Below are 17,235 nucleotides of genomic sequence, written 5' to 3' on the forward strand. Positions count from 1 at the left end.
AGGGTTCGAAAAAAGTTTCGTCGCGCAGGAAATCTGGTATAATGAGTACATAAGTATTGCAAGAAATATCCGCGCCTCGGCAAGAGCGGGTGTGCTGCGGCAAAGCTGGAGCGAACCCGCTCCAGGCGCGGGCATTCCGGTAATCCTGCCGGGAATGCTAAACAGGAACCGGGCCAGGGAGTGATTCGTCACGATGAACCGTTCGGAGCCGATCGTCCGGCGCAAACTTTCCGACGAAGTCTTTGCAAGACTGAAGCGGCTGATCACCAGCGGCGAACTGCAGCCGGGCGACGACATGCCGTCCGAGCGCGAGTTGATGGAGCGCTTCGAGGTCGGCCGGCCGGCGATCCGCGAGGCCATGCAGGCGCTGAGCAATATGGGATTGGTCGCCATCTCGCATGGCGAGCGCGCCAAGGTGCTGCAACTGACCGCCAAGTCGATCATCAAGCAGGTCGACGGTGCGGCCAAGATCATCCTGTCCTCGTCCCGGGACACGCTGGAGCACCTGAAGACCGCGCGCATCTTCTTCGAGCGCGGCATGGTCAGGGAAGCCGCGGAAAAGGCCAAATCAGAGGATGTGCAATTGCTGAAGGCGACCGTGGCCGAGCAGCGCGCCGCGCGCGGCGATTCCGAAGCCTTCATCTCCGCCGACATGAAATTCCATACCCAGATCGCGTCCATTTCAGGCAATCCGATCTATGTCGCCGTCAGCGAAGCCACACTGGGCTGGCTGAAGGAATACCACACCGAAATGCTGATCTGGACCGGCAAGGAAAAATACACGCTGACCGAGCACGAAGAGATCATCGACCGCATCGAGCACGGGGATGCCGACGGCGCCGAGAAGGCGATGATCAAGCACCTCGAGCGCTCGCGTGCGCTCTATGTGATGAATTCCGAGAAGTAACCGATCCTGGTAATCGCATAGGGAGACATCACGAGATCGCCCCGGCCAAGCGCGGAAGCGTCGACCCGCATGTCGTTCGGTGTCAGGTTCGCCAGCCAGACGATGGTCTCGCCCGACGCGGAGCGGCCGGCCAGCGCCAGGACCCGCGTCTCGTCGCTCGTCGTGGCGGAAACATGCGTCAGCCCGGCCAACTCACAAAGCCCTTCAATGGCCTGGAAAATCGGCCGCGGCGATCCCTCTGCGGCGGATTCGCCCGATCCCGCGACCACGCCGAACGGTCCAGCGAAACTGGACAGAGTCAGCATCTCCAGTCCCGCCGGCGCGACCCGCGCGGCATAGCCGATCGTCCATGCGGCGGCGAACTGCGCGGCGTGGCGCGGGTCGCGGTTCGCCATGGCGATGCGCTGTCCCTGAGGATTGTCCTTGGTCGCGCCGCCATAAGGGTTCTGGCGCATGGCAATCGTCGATGGTCCGATCCGGTACGGCTTTGTCCCGAAGATCGCCCGCGTGGACCGGGTGATGAAGGGCAGCGCCTCCAGCGATTGCATCACGCTGAGATCGTCGGCGGCATGCACGATCGGGTTGGTGCAGTGGGTGATGAAATCGAGCTGGCCGGCTGGAACGCGCTTGCGGTTGAGCTCGGTGAAATAGCTGAACATGCCGCCGCCGAGGCGGAGGCCGGGAAAGGCGCGGCGAGCGGCCGCGTAGACATCCTCGAGCGGTGGGCATGCCGGCCACGCACTGCCCGGCGGCGTCGATTGCCGGTCGACCGCAGGCGACACCGCGATGGCGTCGAGCCGCAGGCCTGCCCGGCGCACCATGTCGGCGATCTCGGAAAGTTCGGCGTCCAGATCGCCGTCACAAGCGACCACGCACTCCAGCGTCGTCGAAACAGGATAGGCGGCCGCCAGCCGGGCATGGGCGCGCAGCGCCTCGAGGCCGTGACCACGCGTCGGGTCGAAGTGGAAAAGCAGTTGCCGGGGACCGAGCCCTCGCAGCAACGGCAGGTCGGCAAGTGCCGCCTCGATCTCCTCGGGATAGACCACGATGCCGATATCGGGCAGCTTCGCGCCGGCTTGCCCGAGCTCGACGCGGACCGGTTCGGCCGGCGCCGCCGAGGCAGGCACATTGGCATCGCCGGTGATGCGCAGGCTGATCGTCTGGCGCATCGGTTCGCCGGCTGGCAGCACATACGGCCATGGCAGCGCCAGCGGCCGCACATAGGTTTTGTACGAGGCGTCGGACCAGTTGCGCTGGTCCTCCATCTCGAATGCGTCGCCTTCCATCCGGCATTGCGCGACAACGCCGGGCCGCACCTGATGCGTGATGGCGCGCAAATCCTTGAACGGCTGCCAGGGGTCGATCAGATCGGGGAGTTCCGTCTCGACCACGCTGCCGTCGGTGTGCTCGACGGTCATCGGGCTGCCGGCGAAGCCGGCGATCGGGTGCAGGATGCAGAAGCCGCAGCGGTTGGTTTCGAAATTGCTCTCGGGGAGCGCGGTCACATCGAAGACCAGCCTGCCGTCGGCGGACCCTTCGATCGTCGCGTGGAAGCCGAGCCGGCTGCCGTCCGGACTGAGGCAGCTTGCCGCGTAGCCGACGGAGAAACGGTCGTCCTTCTGGTCGATGGTCAGGTCCGTCAGGTCGGGCTCATAGGTGCCCCAGTCGCGGTCGCGCACGATATAGGCGATGGCGCGCAGCACTTCGGTGCCGCCGTGGCGGATGGTGCGCAAATTGCCGTTGACCAGTTCCGCGCTCAATGCGCCCGCACGCAGCGTGACCGGCTTGGGCTCGGCCGCGCGCGTGCCGTAGAGCTGGAAAGCGTCTGCCGTCATCTCAGCAAGGCTTCGATCTGCACCGGTTCTCGGCTGGCGGCACCGGCATAGGCGGCCTCGACCAGGGCGAATGTCCTCAGATTGTCCGCGCCTGACGTCGCCGGTTCCTGGCCTGATGCAAGGCAGTCGACCCAGTGCCGCTGGATGGCGGCAACGCTTTCCTGGATGTTGTGCCACGGTCGCGAGGCCCAGGGCAGCAGCGGTGGCGAGACGTCGCTCACCCTGGTTCCGCTCTTGCCGGTGACGGTCAGCCGGTAGCCTTGCGCCAGCCGGATCGTGCCGTCGCTGCCGTCGAGTTCGATGAGCGTCTCCGGGAACGGCTCCACGGCAAGCTTGGTCGCATAACTGCAATCGACCACCGAGGTGGCGCCGCCGGCGTGATCCATGAGGATCGTGGCGACATCCTCGCCGGCGATGACCGGGTTGATGCGTTTGGTTCGCGCGGTCAGGCTCGACACATCGCCGAGCAGGAAGCGGGCGATATCGAGGATATGGATGCCGAGATCCTCGATAATGAAGCGCTTGCCCGTCGCGAGATAGGGCTGGCCGGAAAACACGTCATAGCCGGAGCGGAAGGAGATGCGTCCGAAGAAGGGCGTGCCGATCTCGCCGCTGTCGAGCACCGCGCGCACCGCCTGGATCGGCGATTGCCAGCGAAAATTCTCATGCACCATCAGCGGGACGCCGGCGTCCGCGCAGGCCTTCACCATCGCCTTGGCGTCGGCCAGCGTTGGCGCGAACGGTTTCTGACAGATCACGGGAACGCCATGCGCGGCCGCCATCTCGACCAGCGGCCGATGGCTGCCGACCGTGGTGGCAATGTCGACGAAGTCGAGCGTCTCGGCGGCGAAAAGTTCCGCCGCATCGGTGTAGCGCCGCGTCACGCCGAACTGGTCGCCGACTATCTTGAGCCGCTCGGGATCGCGGTCGCAGATAGCGACGATCGAAGCGCCCTCTATGTCGTGCCAGGCATGCATCTGGTTGACGGCGAAGAAGCCGCAGCCGATCAGCGCTCCACTTAAGCTCGCCATGCTCAACCCGCCTTGGCCATCTGCATCAGGGTGACGCGCTGCTGCAGCCGGCGCTGCGCCTGGTCGACGACGACGGCGACGATGATGACCAGCCCCTTGATCACCATCTGCCAGAACGAACTTACGCCCATCATCACCAACCCGTCCGACAGGATGCCGATGACGAAGGCGCCGACTATGGTGCCGCCGATCGTGCCGCGCCCGCCCGACATCGAGGTGCCGCCGAGCACCGCCGCGGCGATGGCGTTCAATTCGAAGCTCTCGCCCGTCGCCGGATGCGAGGCCATCAGCTCCGAGGAGATGATCAGGCCGACGATCGCGGCGCAGAAGCCGGAGAACATGTAGACGAACATCTTGACCATGTTGACGCGCACGCCCGAGATGCGCGCCGCCCGCTCATTGCCGCCGACGGCGAAGATGTGCCGGCCGAGCGGGGTGTAGCGCGCGAGATAGGCAGCCCCCAGCGCCACCACGATCAGAATCCAGATCGACACCGGCAGGCCGAGCAGCCGGCCGGCGCCGAGGAAGCCGAAGCCGGTGGTGCCGAGTTCCGGCTTGCCGACCAGGTTGGGGAAGGTGCGGCCGTCGGAGGACAGCAGCGCGAAACCGCGCGCGACATAGAGCACGCCGAGCGTGGCGATGAAGGGTGCGACGTTGAGCCTGGTGATCAGCAGCCCGTTGACGGCGCCGATCGCTATGCCGACCAGAAGCGTGATCAGGGCGATCTCGACGACGTTGAAATAGATGGTGTAGCCGATCTGCAGGTCGATGCCGTTGAGCACGAGATAGCCGGCCACCATGCCGCACAGGCCGACGATCGAGCCGACCGAAAGATCAATGCCGCCGGTGATGATGACGAAGGTCATGCCCATGGCCAGGAAGGCGTTGAGCGCCACGTGCTTGGCCATCAGGATCAGGTTCGCCGCAGACAGGAAGTTCGGCGCGGCGATCGAGAAGAACACCAGGACCGCGATCAGCGCGATAAAGGTCCTGAGCTTCATCAGTGTCAGCAACGCGGAGCCGCCGGAGGCGGAAGGAGCGGTCGCCTTGGCCGGAATGTCAGTCATCAGCGTTGCTCCCCATGTGCGGCCGGTCCGTGGCCCAGCGCCGACGCGGCGACGATCGCCGCCTCCGTCGCTTCGGTGCGGTCGAACATGCCGGTCAATCTGCCATTGCTCATCACCGCGATGCGGTCGGACAGTGCCATCACTTCGTCGAGGTCGGAGGTGGCGAACAGGATGCCCAGCCCGTCGCGCGAAAGCTTGCGCATGGTGCGGAAGACATCGGCCTTGGCGCCGACATCGATGCCACGGCTGGGCTCGTCCATCAGAAGCACTTTCGGTCCGGTGAGCAGCGCCTTGCCGATCACCACCTTCTGCTGGTTGCCGCCCGACAGCGACGAGACTTCCTGCGCCGGGTCGGCGACCTTGATTGCCAGTTCCCGCACCATCTGCATCACGGCCTGCCGCTCGGCGCCGCCACGGATATGGAACAGGCGTACGAAACGCGACAGGCTCGCCAGCGTCAGGTTGCTGGCCACCGAGAGGATCGACACCAGGCCTTCGCGCTGGCGGTCCTCGGGGATCAGTGCAAGCCCGCGCTGGATACGGCGCGTCGTGTCGCGCTCCTTCACTTGCCTTCCGGCGATGAAGATCTTGCCGCTGGCATGGCCGTGGCGACCCATGATGCAGTCGAACAGCTCGCTCCGCCCGGCGCCCATCAGCCCGTATATGCCGAGGATTTCGCCGGCGCGCAGCGACAGCGAGACATGGTCGACCGCCAGTCCGCCGGTGACGCGCGGCAGGCAGATCTCCTCGGCGCGGAAGATTTCCTCGCCTGGCTGGTGGCCGTCGGCCTTGGCGAAATCCTTGGCATCCGAGCCGATCATCTGCCGCACGATCCACTGCGTGTCGACGTTCTTCATTTCCTCCTGGCCGGTGATGCGCCCGTCGCGCAGCACGGTGACCGTGTCGCCGATGCGGATCAGTTCTTCCAGCCGGTGCGAGATGTAGACGATAGCGACGCCGCGCGCCTTGAGGTCGGCGATCACCTTGAACAGGATTTCGACTTCCGTAGCACTCAGCGCCGAGGTCGGCTCGTCCATGATCAGGATCTTGGCGTCGAGCGATACCGCTTTGGCGATCTCGACCAGCTGCTGCTGGCCGATGCGCAAGTCCTCGACCAGCATGTCTGGCCGGATGCCGGCCTCGAGCCGGTCGAGGAATTCGCCCGCCCGCTTTTCCTGTGTCTTGCGATCGATCTTGCCCAGCCGGTTGGTGATCTCGCGTGTGGCGAAGATGTTCTCGGCCACGGTCATATTGCCGAACAGGTTCAGCTCCTGGAACACCATGCCGATGCCGCGCGCGACCGCGTCTCCCGACGAGGAGAAGGAAACCTCTTCGCCTTCGAGCAGGATACGGCCGAGGGTCGGCTGCTCGACGCCGGCGATGATCTTCATCAGCGTCGACTTGCCGGCGCCGTTTTCGCCGACCAGCACGTTGACGGCCCCCTTGTGCACCTCGAAGTTCGCCTGCTTGACCGCAACCGTGCCGGCATAAACCTTCGAGACGTCCTCCAGCTTCAGGATAACCTCGTGAGCGGGGCTCATGGCTTCGGTCCGATCTCGGCCTCCGCCGGAGTCACCAGCGGCAGGTCTTGGCCGCCTTCGATCGTATAGGCGCCGATCACCTTGGCGGTGCGGCCTTCAAGCGCCTCGCGCGGCAGTTTGGACAGCACGGTCTTATCGGCATAGGCGTTGAAGGCCTTGCCGAACTGGGCGAAGTCGATCTGATTGGTGAAGTCGTTGAACTGGACGAAATCGAGGCTGTCTCTAAGTGCAGTGCCGCGTATCGCCGGCCCGATCTGGACGCGCGCATCGGCCTTGTCGTCGCCGTCCACGTCGACATCCATCGTTGCCGCGCGCGACTGCGTGTTGGCGGCGACGATCTTGCCCTCGACGCGGACCGCGAAGGTCCATGGCGAATTCGCCTGCTTCCTTGGATTGCCGTATTTGGCGCCAGCCGCCGCCGGATCGGTTTTCGCCAAGGCATGGACCTCGGCGAACGGCCCAGCCTTCTGCCTGAGGTAGGGGATGACCTTCGGGGCCCAGATGTCCTCGACCATCTTGTCCGGGTTAAAGGCAGACGCGCTGTTTTCACTCTGCGCCACCGGCGTCGGCAGGATTTTGCAACCGCCGAGGCCAAGGCCCGCGAGCGCGACAAGCGTCAGCCAACTAAAAGGGGTTAGCCAGGTCAATGTCTTCGGCATGGCGGTCAAAAGCACCCGGAACGTGAAATTAGAGCAATTCCAGGAAAACTGTGAAACGGTTTCCCGTCCGGAATTGCATCAAAATAAAGCACTGAGGGGCGAACGCGTGTCCGCCCCTCGCAATTATATCGTGCCGGCTCAGTTCTTCAGCGCGAAGGTTTCCAGCTTGGCGGCATTGTCGCCATTGATGAGCACGCAGTCCATCAGCTGCTTTTCCTTCTCGGGCGACTTCTTGTTCTTGATGAAGTCGTTGGCCTGTTCGACCGCCATCTGCGCCTGGGCGTAGGCCGGCTGCAGCACCGTCGCCTTGATGCCGCCCGAGGTGATGGAATCGCGCACGTCGTTCGAACCGTCGAAGCCGACGACGATGACATCCTTGCGGTTCGCCGCCGCGAGCGCCGCATAGGCGCCCATCGCCATCGTGTCGTTGCCGGAGATGACGCCCTTGATGTCGGGGTTGGCCTGCAGGATCGATTCCATCTTGGAATAGGCCTCGGTCTGGCTCCAGTTGGCCGATTGCTGCGCGACCATTTTCAGGTCCGGATAATCGTCGATGACGTCATGGTAGCCCTTGGAGCGGATGCCGGCATTGGTGTCGGATTCCTTGCCGACCAGCTCGACGAAATTACCCTTTTCGCCCATCAGCTTGACGAACTCCTGCGCGCCGAGCTGGGCGCCCTGGTAGTTGTTGGAGACGATCTGCGCCACGGCAACGCCTGTGGCGTTGATCTCGCGATCGATCAGGAAGGAGGGAATGCCGGCGTCCTTGGCCTTCTGCACGGCGGCGACGGTCGCGTCGGCGCCGGCATTGTCGAGGATGATCGCCTTGGCGCCGCGGCCGATCGCGGTATCGATCAGCTCGGACTGCTTGTTGGCGTCGTCGTCATGCACCAGCACCAGCGCCTCGTAGCCGAGTTCCTTGGCCTTGGCCTCGGCGCCGACGGCTTCCGCCTTGAAGAACGGATTGTCGTGCGATGGGGTGATGATGGCGATCAGGTCCGCCGCGTAGGCGGGCATCGCCGTGCCGAGCGCCAGCACGCCGGCGAAGGCGGCAAGCGTCATTCTGCGTGTCAGTTTCATGAAGTCCTCCCGTTTGAAAAGCCTGTGTCTCGATCGTTCGAGCCACTTGTCTGTGTTTGAATTCGTCAGCGTGTGAAGGTTGCGGAACGCCCGGGCTCAAGCCCACCAGCTCCGCCAAGGCAAGTTCCTATTCCCCCATCCTCCACCCGTCTCAGCATCGAACTCCCGGCGAAGCGTGATCCGAGCGAACATTAGCTTAGCTAACTGGTATGATGAGTCAACCACAAATTCAGGTGATCTGTACCTAAGGCAGATCTGTACCTAGAGACGCTCAAGTGATCCGCTGGATGCTGGCCGCGATCTCTTCGGGCTCGAAGACGCGCTTCCAGTCGTCGCGCATCAGCACCGGCTTGCCAAACTCGATCGCCTTGTTGCAGGCATCCGAGAACACCCCCTTGGTTTCGCCGAAGATGACGGCGCCGAGCACGTTCATGTGGCCAAGCAGGAAGTCGAGTGCCGCCTGCTGGTCGACGCCGCGCGCCACCACCTCGTCGACCGCTTCCTTCATGACGACCAGCAGCGAGGCGCACACCGTTTCCGAAAGTCCCGGCTCGAGCAGCGCCATCTGTTCGACGGAAACGCGGTGCGAGCGCATTACCGGCGCCCAGATGATCTTGGCGATAGCCTCCCCCTTGGCGTAGTCGGCCTCCGGTCCCTGCATCAGTGCGCTGACCATGTGCTGCTTGGCCTTGACGCCGCCGAAATAATCCTTCTTGGCCGCCATGTCGGTCTCGTCGTTGAAGATCGGCGGATGACAGGGATGGGTGACGAAGTAGGTCAGGTCGGGACGATTAGGCAGATGGCCGGCAAACGGTGCGGCGGCATCGAGCACGATGACCATCGTGCCCGGCGCAAGCTTGCTCTCGATGCCGGCCGCGACCTTGCCGATATGGGTGTCCGGCACGGCCAGGATCACCACGTCGGCGCCTTCCAGCGCCTCGTCGGCGCTGACTGTGTCGAAGCCCAGTCCGGTCTTCAGCCGCTCGCGCCCGGCCTCGCTGACCTCGACATGGCGGATTGTATAGGGCGAACCGCGGAAATTGGTCGAAAGGCGGTAGCCCATTTTGCCACCGGCACCGAACAGCGCAATCGTCGTCATCTAGCCCTTGCTCCTTGGTCGCGGACGCCGGCATTGCCGATCGTCACCTTATCTACTGGTATGATCACTCTACCACAGCTTGGCAAGAGAAATCATCACTCGGATTTCAGCGTGCCGTCGTCGCCTGCGCGGTCGACGGCGGCTCGCCTCGACAGCACCTGGCGGCCGGCCAGCGCCAGAACGAAGATGACGACGATGCCTTGCACGATGTCCTGCGCACCTGGCGGCAGGCCGACGATCTGCATGGTGGTGACGATGAGGATCAAAAGGATGCTGGCGAACAGCGTGCCGACGGCGCTGGCCGAGCCGCCGAAGATCAGCGTCCCGCCCAGAACCACCGCAGCGATCGACTGCAGGAGATAGGGCTGGCCCATTTCGAGGAAGGCGCCGCCTATATAAGCGCCGAGCAGCAGCCCGTTGAGCGAAGCCAGCACCGCCGAGATGATGAACGCCGACGCGATGATCCGGTTGTTGCGGATCGCCGCCAGTCGCGCGGCGGTGCGATTCTGGCCGACCGCCGACAGCAACTGTCCGAACACCGTGTAGCGCAGCACGAACGCGGTCGCGGCCACGCCGACAATGGCGATGACGGCCATGATCGGCACGCCGGAGACGCGGCCCGTCGCCAGCGTCTTCAAGAGCGGGCTGACGGCGAAACCCGATATGGCGCGGTTCGACAGCAGCGTTGCCGTCGCCAGCACATAACCCGTCGCCAGCGTGGCGATGATGGCTGGTATGTTCAGCCCGACGACGAGCAGCGAGTTCAAGCCGCCGACCGCAAGGCCGAGCAGGATCGCCGCACCCACGCCGATGGCGAGGTTGGCATCCTGGCCCTTGATGGTGAGCAGCGCCACGAAGGCGCTGAGCGTGATCACCGACGCCACCGAAAGGTCGATATTGCCGCGCCCGGTGGTGACGACGAACATCTGGCCTATGCCGACAACGGTCAGGAACGACGCCGATAGAATGATGCCCGACAGGCTGGAGAGGCTGAACCGGTTGGTGACGATGGACAGCACCAGCCAAAGCACGAGCACGCCGATCGCCGACCAGACCCAGCGGTTCTTCTGCGCCCACAGGCTGAAGGCGGCGAGGCCGTTCATTGTTCGCTCCTGCGGTCGGCGGTCAGGCTGCGCAGCGTCAGCAGGGCGATGAGGATCAGCCCTTGCGTTGCCGCGTTGAAGTCGCTGCTCACGTTCAGCGTGCCGAGCAAGGCGCCGATCAAGGCCAGCGTGACCGCCCCGGCGACGGCGCCGACCGGCGAGATGACGCCGCCCAGCAGCGAGCAGCCGCCCATCACCACGGCGGCGACGCTGAGCAGCGTGAACGAATTGCCGGAATTGATATCGCTTGCCGTGTTGATCGCGGTCAGCGACAGGCCGGCGGCAGCCGCGAACAGTCCGGCGACGAGGTAGCGCACCAGCGCATAGCGCGTCGGCGACCAGCCGGAGCGGATCATGGCGGTCGGATTGTTGCCGAAGCCGCGCAGCACCACGCCGAGCGGCAGCCGGTCGATCACCAGCACCACCAGCGCGACCGCGGCGATTAAGATGATGGAGGTGGGCAGGAAACCCAGTGACCAGCTGAACATCGCCGACAGCCATTCGGGGCTGGCGCCGCCCGGCGTCGGCTGCAGCGCGTAGCCCAGTCCCATCCAGATGAAAGAGGCGCCAAGCGTGACGACGATGGCTGGGATCTTGCGTGCCTGGATCAGGCCGCCAAGCCCGGCATAGGCGGCGACCGCCGCCACCAGCGCCAGCGCGCCGAGCCATGGCTGATCGTAGAGCAGCGTGGCGGAAAGCACGCTGACCAGGCCGGCAAAGGCGCCGACGCCGAGATCGATCTCGCTGCCGCCGACGATGAACATCTGCGCCGCCGTCACTAGCACCAGCGACAGCGCCGGCATCAGGAGCAGGTCGAGCCCGAAGATCGAAGCGACCGCCGGGTTGGCCGAGATCATCACCGCCAGCACGGCGGCGAGGCCGATGAAGGGAGCCGCGTTCACCAGCCGGCGGGCAAGCCCGGCGCCGGCAGAGCCGCTGCGACCGGCGCCGATGGCTTTGTCCGCCTGCTGGGCAAAGGACGCTCCAACGATGGCTGATTCCGTGATCGCCTCGCCGGCCAATTCCTTGACGATGCGGCCGCCGGAAAACACCAGCACGCGGTCGCAGGCCAAGAGTTCGGCATCTTCGGTGGTGTGCCACACCAGCGTGCGCCCGCTGCGCGCGATCTCGTTGCAGAGCCTGTAGAAGTCCTGCTTGGTGGCGATATCGACGCCGCGCGTCGGATCGTCGAGCAGCAGGATCGGCGTGTCGGCGACGAGCGCCCGGGCAACCAGCGCCTTCTGCTGGTTGCCGCCGCTGAGTTCGAGGATGTTGGAGCCGAAGCGCTTGTCGTCGAGCCGCAGCCGGCCGGCCGCTTCGGCCGCCGCCTCGCGGTTGGCACGCTGCGAAACCAGCCCCAGTGCCGGACGGCGGGCAAGGCTGCCAATGCTGATGTTTCCAAGCACGCTCCACAGCGGGAACACGCCTTCCTTCTGGCGGTCGCCGGCAATGAAACCGGCATCGCCGCTCCGGGTCACCGCGGCCCCTCTGGCGGAATCCGGCTCGAAAATGGCGTGCAGCAACTCCTTCTGTCCGCTGCCCTCGAGCCCTGCCAGTCCGATGATCTCGCCGCGGCCGATCTCGATGTCGCGGCCGAGCCCGGCAGTCAGGAAGCCGGACAGTTTGACCAGCGCCTCGCCGCTGCTGGCGGCAGTCGCGCTGTGCTGGTGGATCGAATTGGCGTCGCCGCCCATGAGCTGCACAAGTTGGCCAATCGAAGTGCCGGCGACATCGCCGCGCCAGGCGGTGCGCCCGTTGCGCAGCACCATCACCTGCGTGGCGATGTCGATGATTTCCTGCAGCTTGTGGCTGATGAAGATGAAGGCAAGGCCGGATTTGGCTCGTTCGCGGATGAAGGCCCGCAACTGCCTCGAGCGGTCGAGGTCGAGCGAGGAGGTCGGCTCGTCGAGCACGATCAGCTTGACACCCGGCGTGGCGGCGGCGCGCGCGATCTCGACCATCTGCCGCTCGGCGATGGAGAGATGGCCGACTTCGGCGTTCACATCGATGCCGTTGGCGGGAAAGACGGCGTCCAGCGCCGCCCGGGCGCGGGCTCGATAGAGCGCGCGCCAGCCCGGCCGGTTGCCTGCGTCGCCTGGCGTCTCCAGGAAGAAGTTCTCGGCCACGGAAAGGTTGGCGCACAGCGACAGTTCCTGATGCACCATGCGGATGCCGCGCCTTTGCGCCTCCGCCGTGTCGTAGTCGGCGAAGCCCACATCCTGGCCGGTGAACGAAATCGAGCCGAGGGTCGGTGACGTCGCCCCGCACAGGATGCGCATCAGTGTCGATTTGCCGGCGCCGTTGCCACCGACCAGGCCGATGATTTCGCCGGCCGAGACGGCGAGGTCGATTTGCGCATTCGCCAGCGTCGGCCCGAAGCTCTTGGTGATCCGCGACAGCGAGACGACGTTTGGCCTGGTGTCGGGCACCGTAGCGGCTGCACCCTCCGGATCGGTTACGGCGAGATGGGACATTCGTCCTCCGTTTCTTACGGGCAGGGACCGGGCGCGGCCGTTTGGCGCGCCCGGTCCCTGGCAATGGCAGCCTTACTTGCTGAGCAGGTTCTGCTTGACCCAGTCGAGCGAATAGGTAGGGCTGATGATCTGGCCGCCCGGCAGCTTCGCATACTCCTTGAGATTGCTGGCATCGACCGTCGCCACCGGCATGATCATCAGCTTCGGTGCCTTGCCGCCCTTGAGCAACGAAAGGCCGAGCCAGAACGCGGCGCCGCCAATGCCCGGCGTGGTGTTCATCGAGACGGTCTGGTAGCCGTTCTTGGCATTCTCTTCGGCCCACCATTTGACGAAGTCGGTGCCGCCGCCGCCTTCGATGATCGGCATCTTGCCGGCATAATCGCCGCCATACTGGACGAAGGCCTGGGCGATGCCGACATCGTCGCTGCCGCCCTGGCCGAGCACGGCGTCGACATGTGGCAGCGAGGGCAGGACGTTGGCGATCGCCGCCTGCGCGACCGAGGCGGTCGCCTGGCCGTAGACGGTGGCAACAACCTTGATGTCGGGATATTTCGCCAGCACCGACTGCTGCGCGTTGAACATGTCGTTGTCGGGCGCAGAGCCCTTCACGCCGCGCACCTGGATGACGTTGCCCTTGCCGCCGATCATCTTGAAGACGGCTTCGGCCTGGGCCGCCTTGTAGCCCTTGAAGTCGAAGTTGAGCTGGTAGTTGCAGGGCGCCGAAGCAACCGAATCGAAGGAAACGACGATGATGCCGGCCTTGCAGGCCTTTTCGATGATGCCGTTGACCGCGGTCTCCGAGGCGGCGTCGACGGCGAGCACATCGACCTTCTTGAGGATCAGCTCGGCGATCTGGCTGTTCTGCTGCGCCACCGAGCCGTCACCGTTCATGATGATGTAATCGGCGATCTGGCCACCTGCCTTGGCTTCCTTGGCCGAGGCCTCGAACGCCTCCACCATCTGGTGGCGCCAGGTGTTGCCGTAATAGGCGTTGGCGAGCGCGATCACCGGTTTGTCCGACGATGCGATCGCCGGCAAAACAGAAGCACTGGCCAGCGCGGCGCCGGCAAGCGCCGCCACAATTGAAAACTTCATGATCTCTCCTCCCAAAAATCGGCCGACCTGATCGGCTCGTCTGTCACTCCGTAAAGGTGTCTCTTCCGAAGGACACCATACCAGCTACATGTTATACCAGCATACCAAATAGGCAAGTCACTCGGAACCTCATTTGACTGCGTCCACGGGAGCAACGCGCCCGCCGGGTTCTCCGTCTCATCCCTGGCCAGTCGGGCCGTGCCGACACTATGTTTGCCGTCACGCGCCGCATTGAGACTGGCCACACTGGACGCTAGGTCATCATATATGTAATGTCAATTATTAGCGGGGACCTTGCCTGTTGGTGCGACTCGGGATCGATTGCCCCCGGGAAACGATCAGGAGAGATGCGGATGGAACCGGTCCAGAAGAAGAAGTTGTATGTCGAGGTGCTCGATCGGCTGATGGCGGCGATCTCGACATCCGAATTTCCGCCCGGTTCCCAATTGCCGTCGGAAAAGGAACTGATGACGATGATCGGCGTCGGGCGGCCGTCGATCCGGGAAGCGATGCTGACGCTGCAGCAGATGGGGCTCATCCGGATATCGCACGGCGAACGGGCGCGCGTCATCAACCCGACGCCGGAGGTGATCGTCGATCAGGTCTCCGCGGCAATGGTCATGATGCTGGCGACGAATTCGCGCGGCCTCGAAGAACTCAAAGAAGTCAGGCTCTTGCTGGAAACGGGCCTGGTTCGGATCGCCACGCGACGCGCCACGGCCAAGAGCCTGGAACGGCTTGCCGGGACCTTGCGCCACCTACGCGAGGCGAAGGGCGACCAGGCTCGGTTCGTAACCGCCGACATGGAATTCCACGCCGTCATAGCGGAAATGAGCGGCAATTCGATGATCGCGGCCGTGGCCAAGGGCATGCTCGAATGGCTGTCGCGCTTCAAGCGCGATCTCGTGGCCGTGAAAGGCGCCGAGCGTCTGACGGTCGAGGAACACGAACGCATCTACAAGGCGATCGCCAGCGGCGACGCCGAAGGCGCCAGCGCCGCCATGGCGGACCATATAGGCCGCGCCAACGAACTCTATTCGAAACTGGCGGGCAACGACGGCGGGGACTGACAGTCGCAAATTTTTTGACCGGGAAAACTCATGTGATGACATGATGTCTTTTTGATGCTATCGCTCCCGTTATGAAGTTCATTCCAGCCGGGAAGCCTGCATTGACCGGTCGTCTTAACGCCACCTACCTGATCGAAACCCGCTATCCCATGGAGGTCGCCGCGGCCGCGATGGCGGGTGAGCAATCGAGCGGGACATTCCGTCCGATCCCTGGGGAGACGCCGGAACTGCTGCTCAGATTTGGCGCGCGCGTCGAATTCATCGAGGATCTTGGCGAGGTCGATGGCGAGGCGTTGCCGTTTTCGCGCGCGCCCGGAGATGCGGCGGCCGTCAGGCCGCGCCGGGCCAAGGTGGGTCTTTCCTGGAACATCGAGAACATGGGCACCGTGCTGGCTTCGGTCTGGTCGACGGTGCTCGGCAATCTGTTCGAGCTGCATCATTTCTCGGCCATGCGTCTGCTCGACGTCAGCTTTCCCGATGTCTTCGCTGATGCCTATCCGGGGCCGGCTTTCGCTGTCGAAGGCACGCGTCGTCTGACCGGCGTCACGGGACGGCCGCTGATCGGCACCATCGTCAAACCGAGCGTCGGCCTTACGCCGCGGGAGACCGCGACCCTGGCCGATACGCTGATCTCAGCCGGCCTCGACTTCATCAAGGACGACGAACTGATGGGAGATCCCCCGCATTCGCCGTTCGAACAGCGGTTCGAGGCGGTCATGGCTGTCATCGACCGGCACGCCGACAGGACTGGGCGCAAGGTCATGTACGCGGCCAACATTTCCGGCGACATCGACGCCATGCGCCGCCAGCTTGACCTGATCGAGCGCCGTGGCGGCACCTGCGCCATGCTTGTCCTCAATTCCGTCGGCCTGTCGGGTGTCGTCAAGATGCGCCGGCATTCCGCCGTCGCGCTGCACGGCCATCGGGCGGGCTGGGGTCTCTTCAGCCGTTCTCCTGATGTCGGCATGAGCTATCTCGCCTACCAGACATTCTGGCGCCTGGCCGGCATCGACCACATGCACGTCAACGGGCTGTCCAACAAGTTCTGCGAGCCCGACGATTCGGTGATGGCATCCGCCCACGCCTGCCTCACTCCGATGTTCGGCCGGGCCGACCGGCCCGATACGGTGATGCCGGTGTTTTCGTCCGGACAGACCGCGGTGCAGGCGGGCGAGACCTATGGAAGGCTCGGCACGAACGATTTCATCTATTGCTGCGGCGGCGGGATCATGGCGCATCCCGGCGGTCCGGCCGCCGGCGTTCAAAGCCTGCACGATGCTTTCGAAGCCGCGGCGGCAGGCATTCCCGCGCGCGACTACGCCGCCACGCATCCGGAGCTCGAGGCCGCGCTGCAAGCGTTCGGCTGAATCTGCGCCATCGGCGCGCCATCAAGAGGAAATGGGAGAGAAGCAAATGATGACATCCGTGGCGGTGCTTGGAGCCGGAGGGAAGATGGGCTTCCGCGTGACGCGCAAGCTGATCGAAGCAGGCTACGATGTCCGCGCCGTGGAGATCGGCGAGGCCGGCCGCAAGCGGTTGGGAGAAGCCGATATCGCCGCCGTCGCCATGGAGGAAGGCATTCCCGGCGCCAAGGTCGTGGTGATGGCTCTGCCGGACAACATCATCGGCCAGGTGACGCGGCAAATCTCGCCGATGCTTGCCAAGGGCACCATGATCCTCGTTCTGGATGCGGCCGCACCCTATGCCGGCGACCTGCCGAAGGACAGGCCAGATCTCACCTATTTCGTCGGTCATCCGTGCCATCCGCCGCTGTTCGGCGACGAGACGGAGTGGGCCGCGCGTCGCGACTATCATGGCGGCATCGCCAGGCAGTCGATCGTCTGCGCCCTGATGCAGGGACCTGAAGAGGACTACGCGCTTGGCGAGGAGGTGTGCAAGGCGATGTGGTCGCCGATCATCGACAGCCACCGGGTGACGGTCGAACAGCTGGCGATCCTGGAGCCCGGCCTGTCCGAAATGGTCGCCATGCCCTTCGTCGACACGATGGTCGAGGCCGTCGAGGAGTGCGAGCGCAAATATGGCATTCCAAGGCAAGCCGCGCTCGACTTCCTGATCGGTCATCTGAATGTCGAGATCGCCATGTGGTTCGGTTTCTCGCCGAAAGTGCCGTCCGACGCCGCACTGCGCCTGATGCGCTTCGCCAAGGGCGTCGTGGTCCGTGACGACTGGCGCGAGGCACTGTCGCCGGCCAAGGTGAAGGAAGCCTCGGAATTGATCGTCTACGGCAAGGGAGCCTGAGCCCTGCCTTCGCGG

The 17,235-nt window shown here is 64.4% G+C and carries 14 protein-coding genes; 4 read left to right on the top strand and 10 right to left on the bottom strand.

The window, feature by feature from the left end:
• Positions 1 to 193 precede the first annotated feature (193 nt).
• Positions 194 to 907, top strand: a complete 714-nt coding sequence (locus FJ943_RS21355) for a transcriptional regulator NanR (protein WP_015318949.1) — start codon at positions 194 to 196, stop codon at positions 905 to 907.
• Here FJ943_RS21355 and FJ943_RS21360 read toward each other — a convergent pair.
• From FJ943_RS21360 to FJ943_RS21405, 10 genes are all read right to left on the bottom strand, one after another.
• On the bottom strand, positions 883 to 2,742 hold the full coding sequence (locus FJ943_RS21360) for a hypothetical protein (protein WP_140724607.1): 1,860 nt from the start codon (positions 2,740 to 2,742) through the stop codon (positions 883 to 885). The two genes, FJ943_RS21355 and FJ943_RS21360, sit on opposite strands and share 25 nt — an antisense overlap.
• A complete protein-coding gene (locus FJ943_RS21365; protein ID WP_140724610.1) occupies positions 2,739 to 3,773 on the bottom strand; it encodes a Gfo/Idh/MocA family oxidoreductase in 1,035 nt (344 codons plus the stop codon). Before FJ943_RS21365 ends, FJ943_RS21360 begins: the two co-directional genes overlap by 4 nt.
• A 2-nt stretch (positions 3,774 to 3,775) precedes the next feature.
• Positions 3,776 to 4,840, bottom strand: a complete 1,065-nt coding sequence (locus FJ943_RS21370; protein WP_140661496.1) for an ABC transporter permease — start codon at positions 4,838 to 4,840, stop codon at positions 3,776 to 3,778.
• A complete protein-coding gene (locus FJ943_RS21375; RefSeq protein WP_140724612.1) occupies positions 4,840 to 6,381 on the bottom strand; it encodes a sugar ABC transporter ATP-binding protein in 1,542 nt (513 codons plus the stop codon). Before FJ943_RS21375 ends, FJ943_RS21370 begins: the two co-directional genes overlap by 1 nt.
• Positions 6,378 to 7,040, bottom strand: a complete 663-nt coding sequence (locus FJ943_RS21380; protein WP_140724614.1) for a DUF2291 family protein — start codon at positions 7,038 to 7,040, stop codon at positions 6,378 to 6,380. Before FJ943_RS21380 ends, FJ943_RS21375 begins: the two co-directional genes overlap by 4 nt.
• 138 nt (positions 7,041 to 7,178) lie before the next feature.
• The gene (locus tag FJ943_RS21385; RefSeq protein WP_015318943.1) at positions 7,179 to 8,120 is read right to left on the bottom strand and encodes a D-ribose ABC transporter substrate-binding protein; all 942 of its coding nucleotides are present in this window, start codon (positions 8,118 to 8,120) and stop codon (positions 7,179 to 7,181) included.
• 271 nt (positions 8,121 to 8,391) lie between these two features.
• A complete protein-coding gene (locus FJ943_RS21390) occupies positions 8,392 to 9,219 on the bottom strand; it encodes a phosphogluconate dehydrogenase C-terminal domain-containing protein (RefSeq protein ID WP_015318942.1) in 828 nt (275 codons plus the stop codon).
• Between the two features lie 95 nt (positions 9,220 to 9,314).
• Entirely contained in the window at positions 9,315 to 10,322 is a 1,008-nt protein-coding gene (locus FJ943_RS21395) for an ABC transporter permease (RefSeq protein WP_140617393.1), read from the bottom strand.
• On the bottom strand, positions 10,319 to 12,796 hold the full coding sequence (locus FJ943_RS21400; protein WP_140617392.1) for an ATP-binding cassette domain-containing protein: 2,478 nt from the start codon (positions 12,794 to 12,796) through the stop codon (positions 10,319 to 10,321). Before FJ943_RS21400 ends, FJ943_RS21395 begins: the two co-directional genes overlap by 4 nt.
• A 72-nt stretch (positions 12,797 to 12,868) precedes the next feature.
• A complete protein-coding gene (locus FJ943_RS21405) occupies positions 12,869 to 13,891 on the bottom strand; it encodes an ABC transporter substrate-binding protein (protein ID WP_140617391.1) in 1,023 nt (340 codons plus the stop codon).
• A gap of 353 nt (positions 13,892 to 14,244) precedes the next feature.
• Here FJ943_RS21405 and nanR point away from each other — a divergent pair, with 353 nt between their 5' ends.
• The 3 genes from nanR to FJ943_RS21420 all read left to right on the top strand — a co-directional run bounded on the left by nanR (position 14,245) and on the right by FJ943_RS21420 (position 17,220).
• Positions 14,245 to 14,961 carry a transcriptional regulator NanR gene (nanR, locus tag FJ943_RS21410; RefSeq protein ID WP_015318938.1) on the top strand — a complete coding sequence of 239 codons (717 nt, stop codon included), beginning with the start codon at positions 14,245 to 14,247 and terminating at the stop codon, positions 14,959 to 14,961.
• A gap of 101 nt (positions 14,962 to 15,062) precedes the next feature.
• Positions 15,063 to 16,328, top strand: a complete 1,266-nt coding sequence (locus tag FJ943_RS21415; protein WP_348642095.1) for a ribulose-bisphosphate carboxylase large subunit family protein — start codon at positions 15,063 to 15,065, stop codon at positions 16,326 to 16,328.
• Positions 16,329 to 16,377: 49 nt separating this feature from the next.
• Positions 16,378 to 17,220, top strand: coding sequence for a phosphogluconate dehydrogenase C-terminal domain-containing protein (locus tag FJ943_RS21420; protein WP_281406177.1), 843 nt, complete (start codon positions 16,378 to 16,380; stop codon positions 17,218 to 17,220).
• Positions 17,221 to 17,235: the final 15 nt, after the last annotated feature.

This window comes from Mesorhizobium sp. B2-3-10, assembly GCF_006442275.1.
Taxonomy (GTDB): Bacteria; Pseudomonadota; Alphaproteobacteria; order Rhizobiales; family Rhizobiaceae; genus Mesorhizobium; species Mesorhizobium australicum.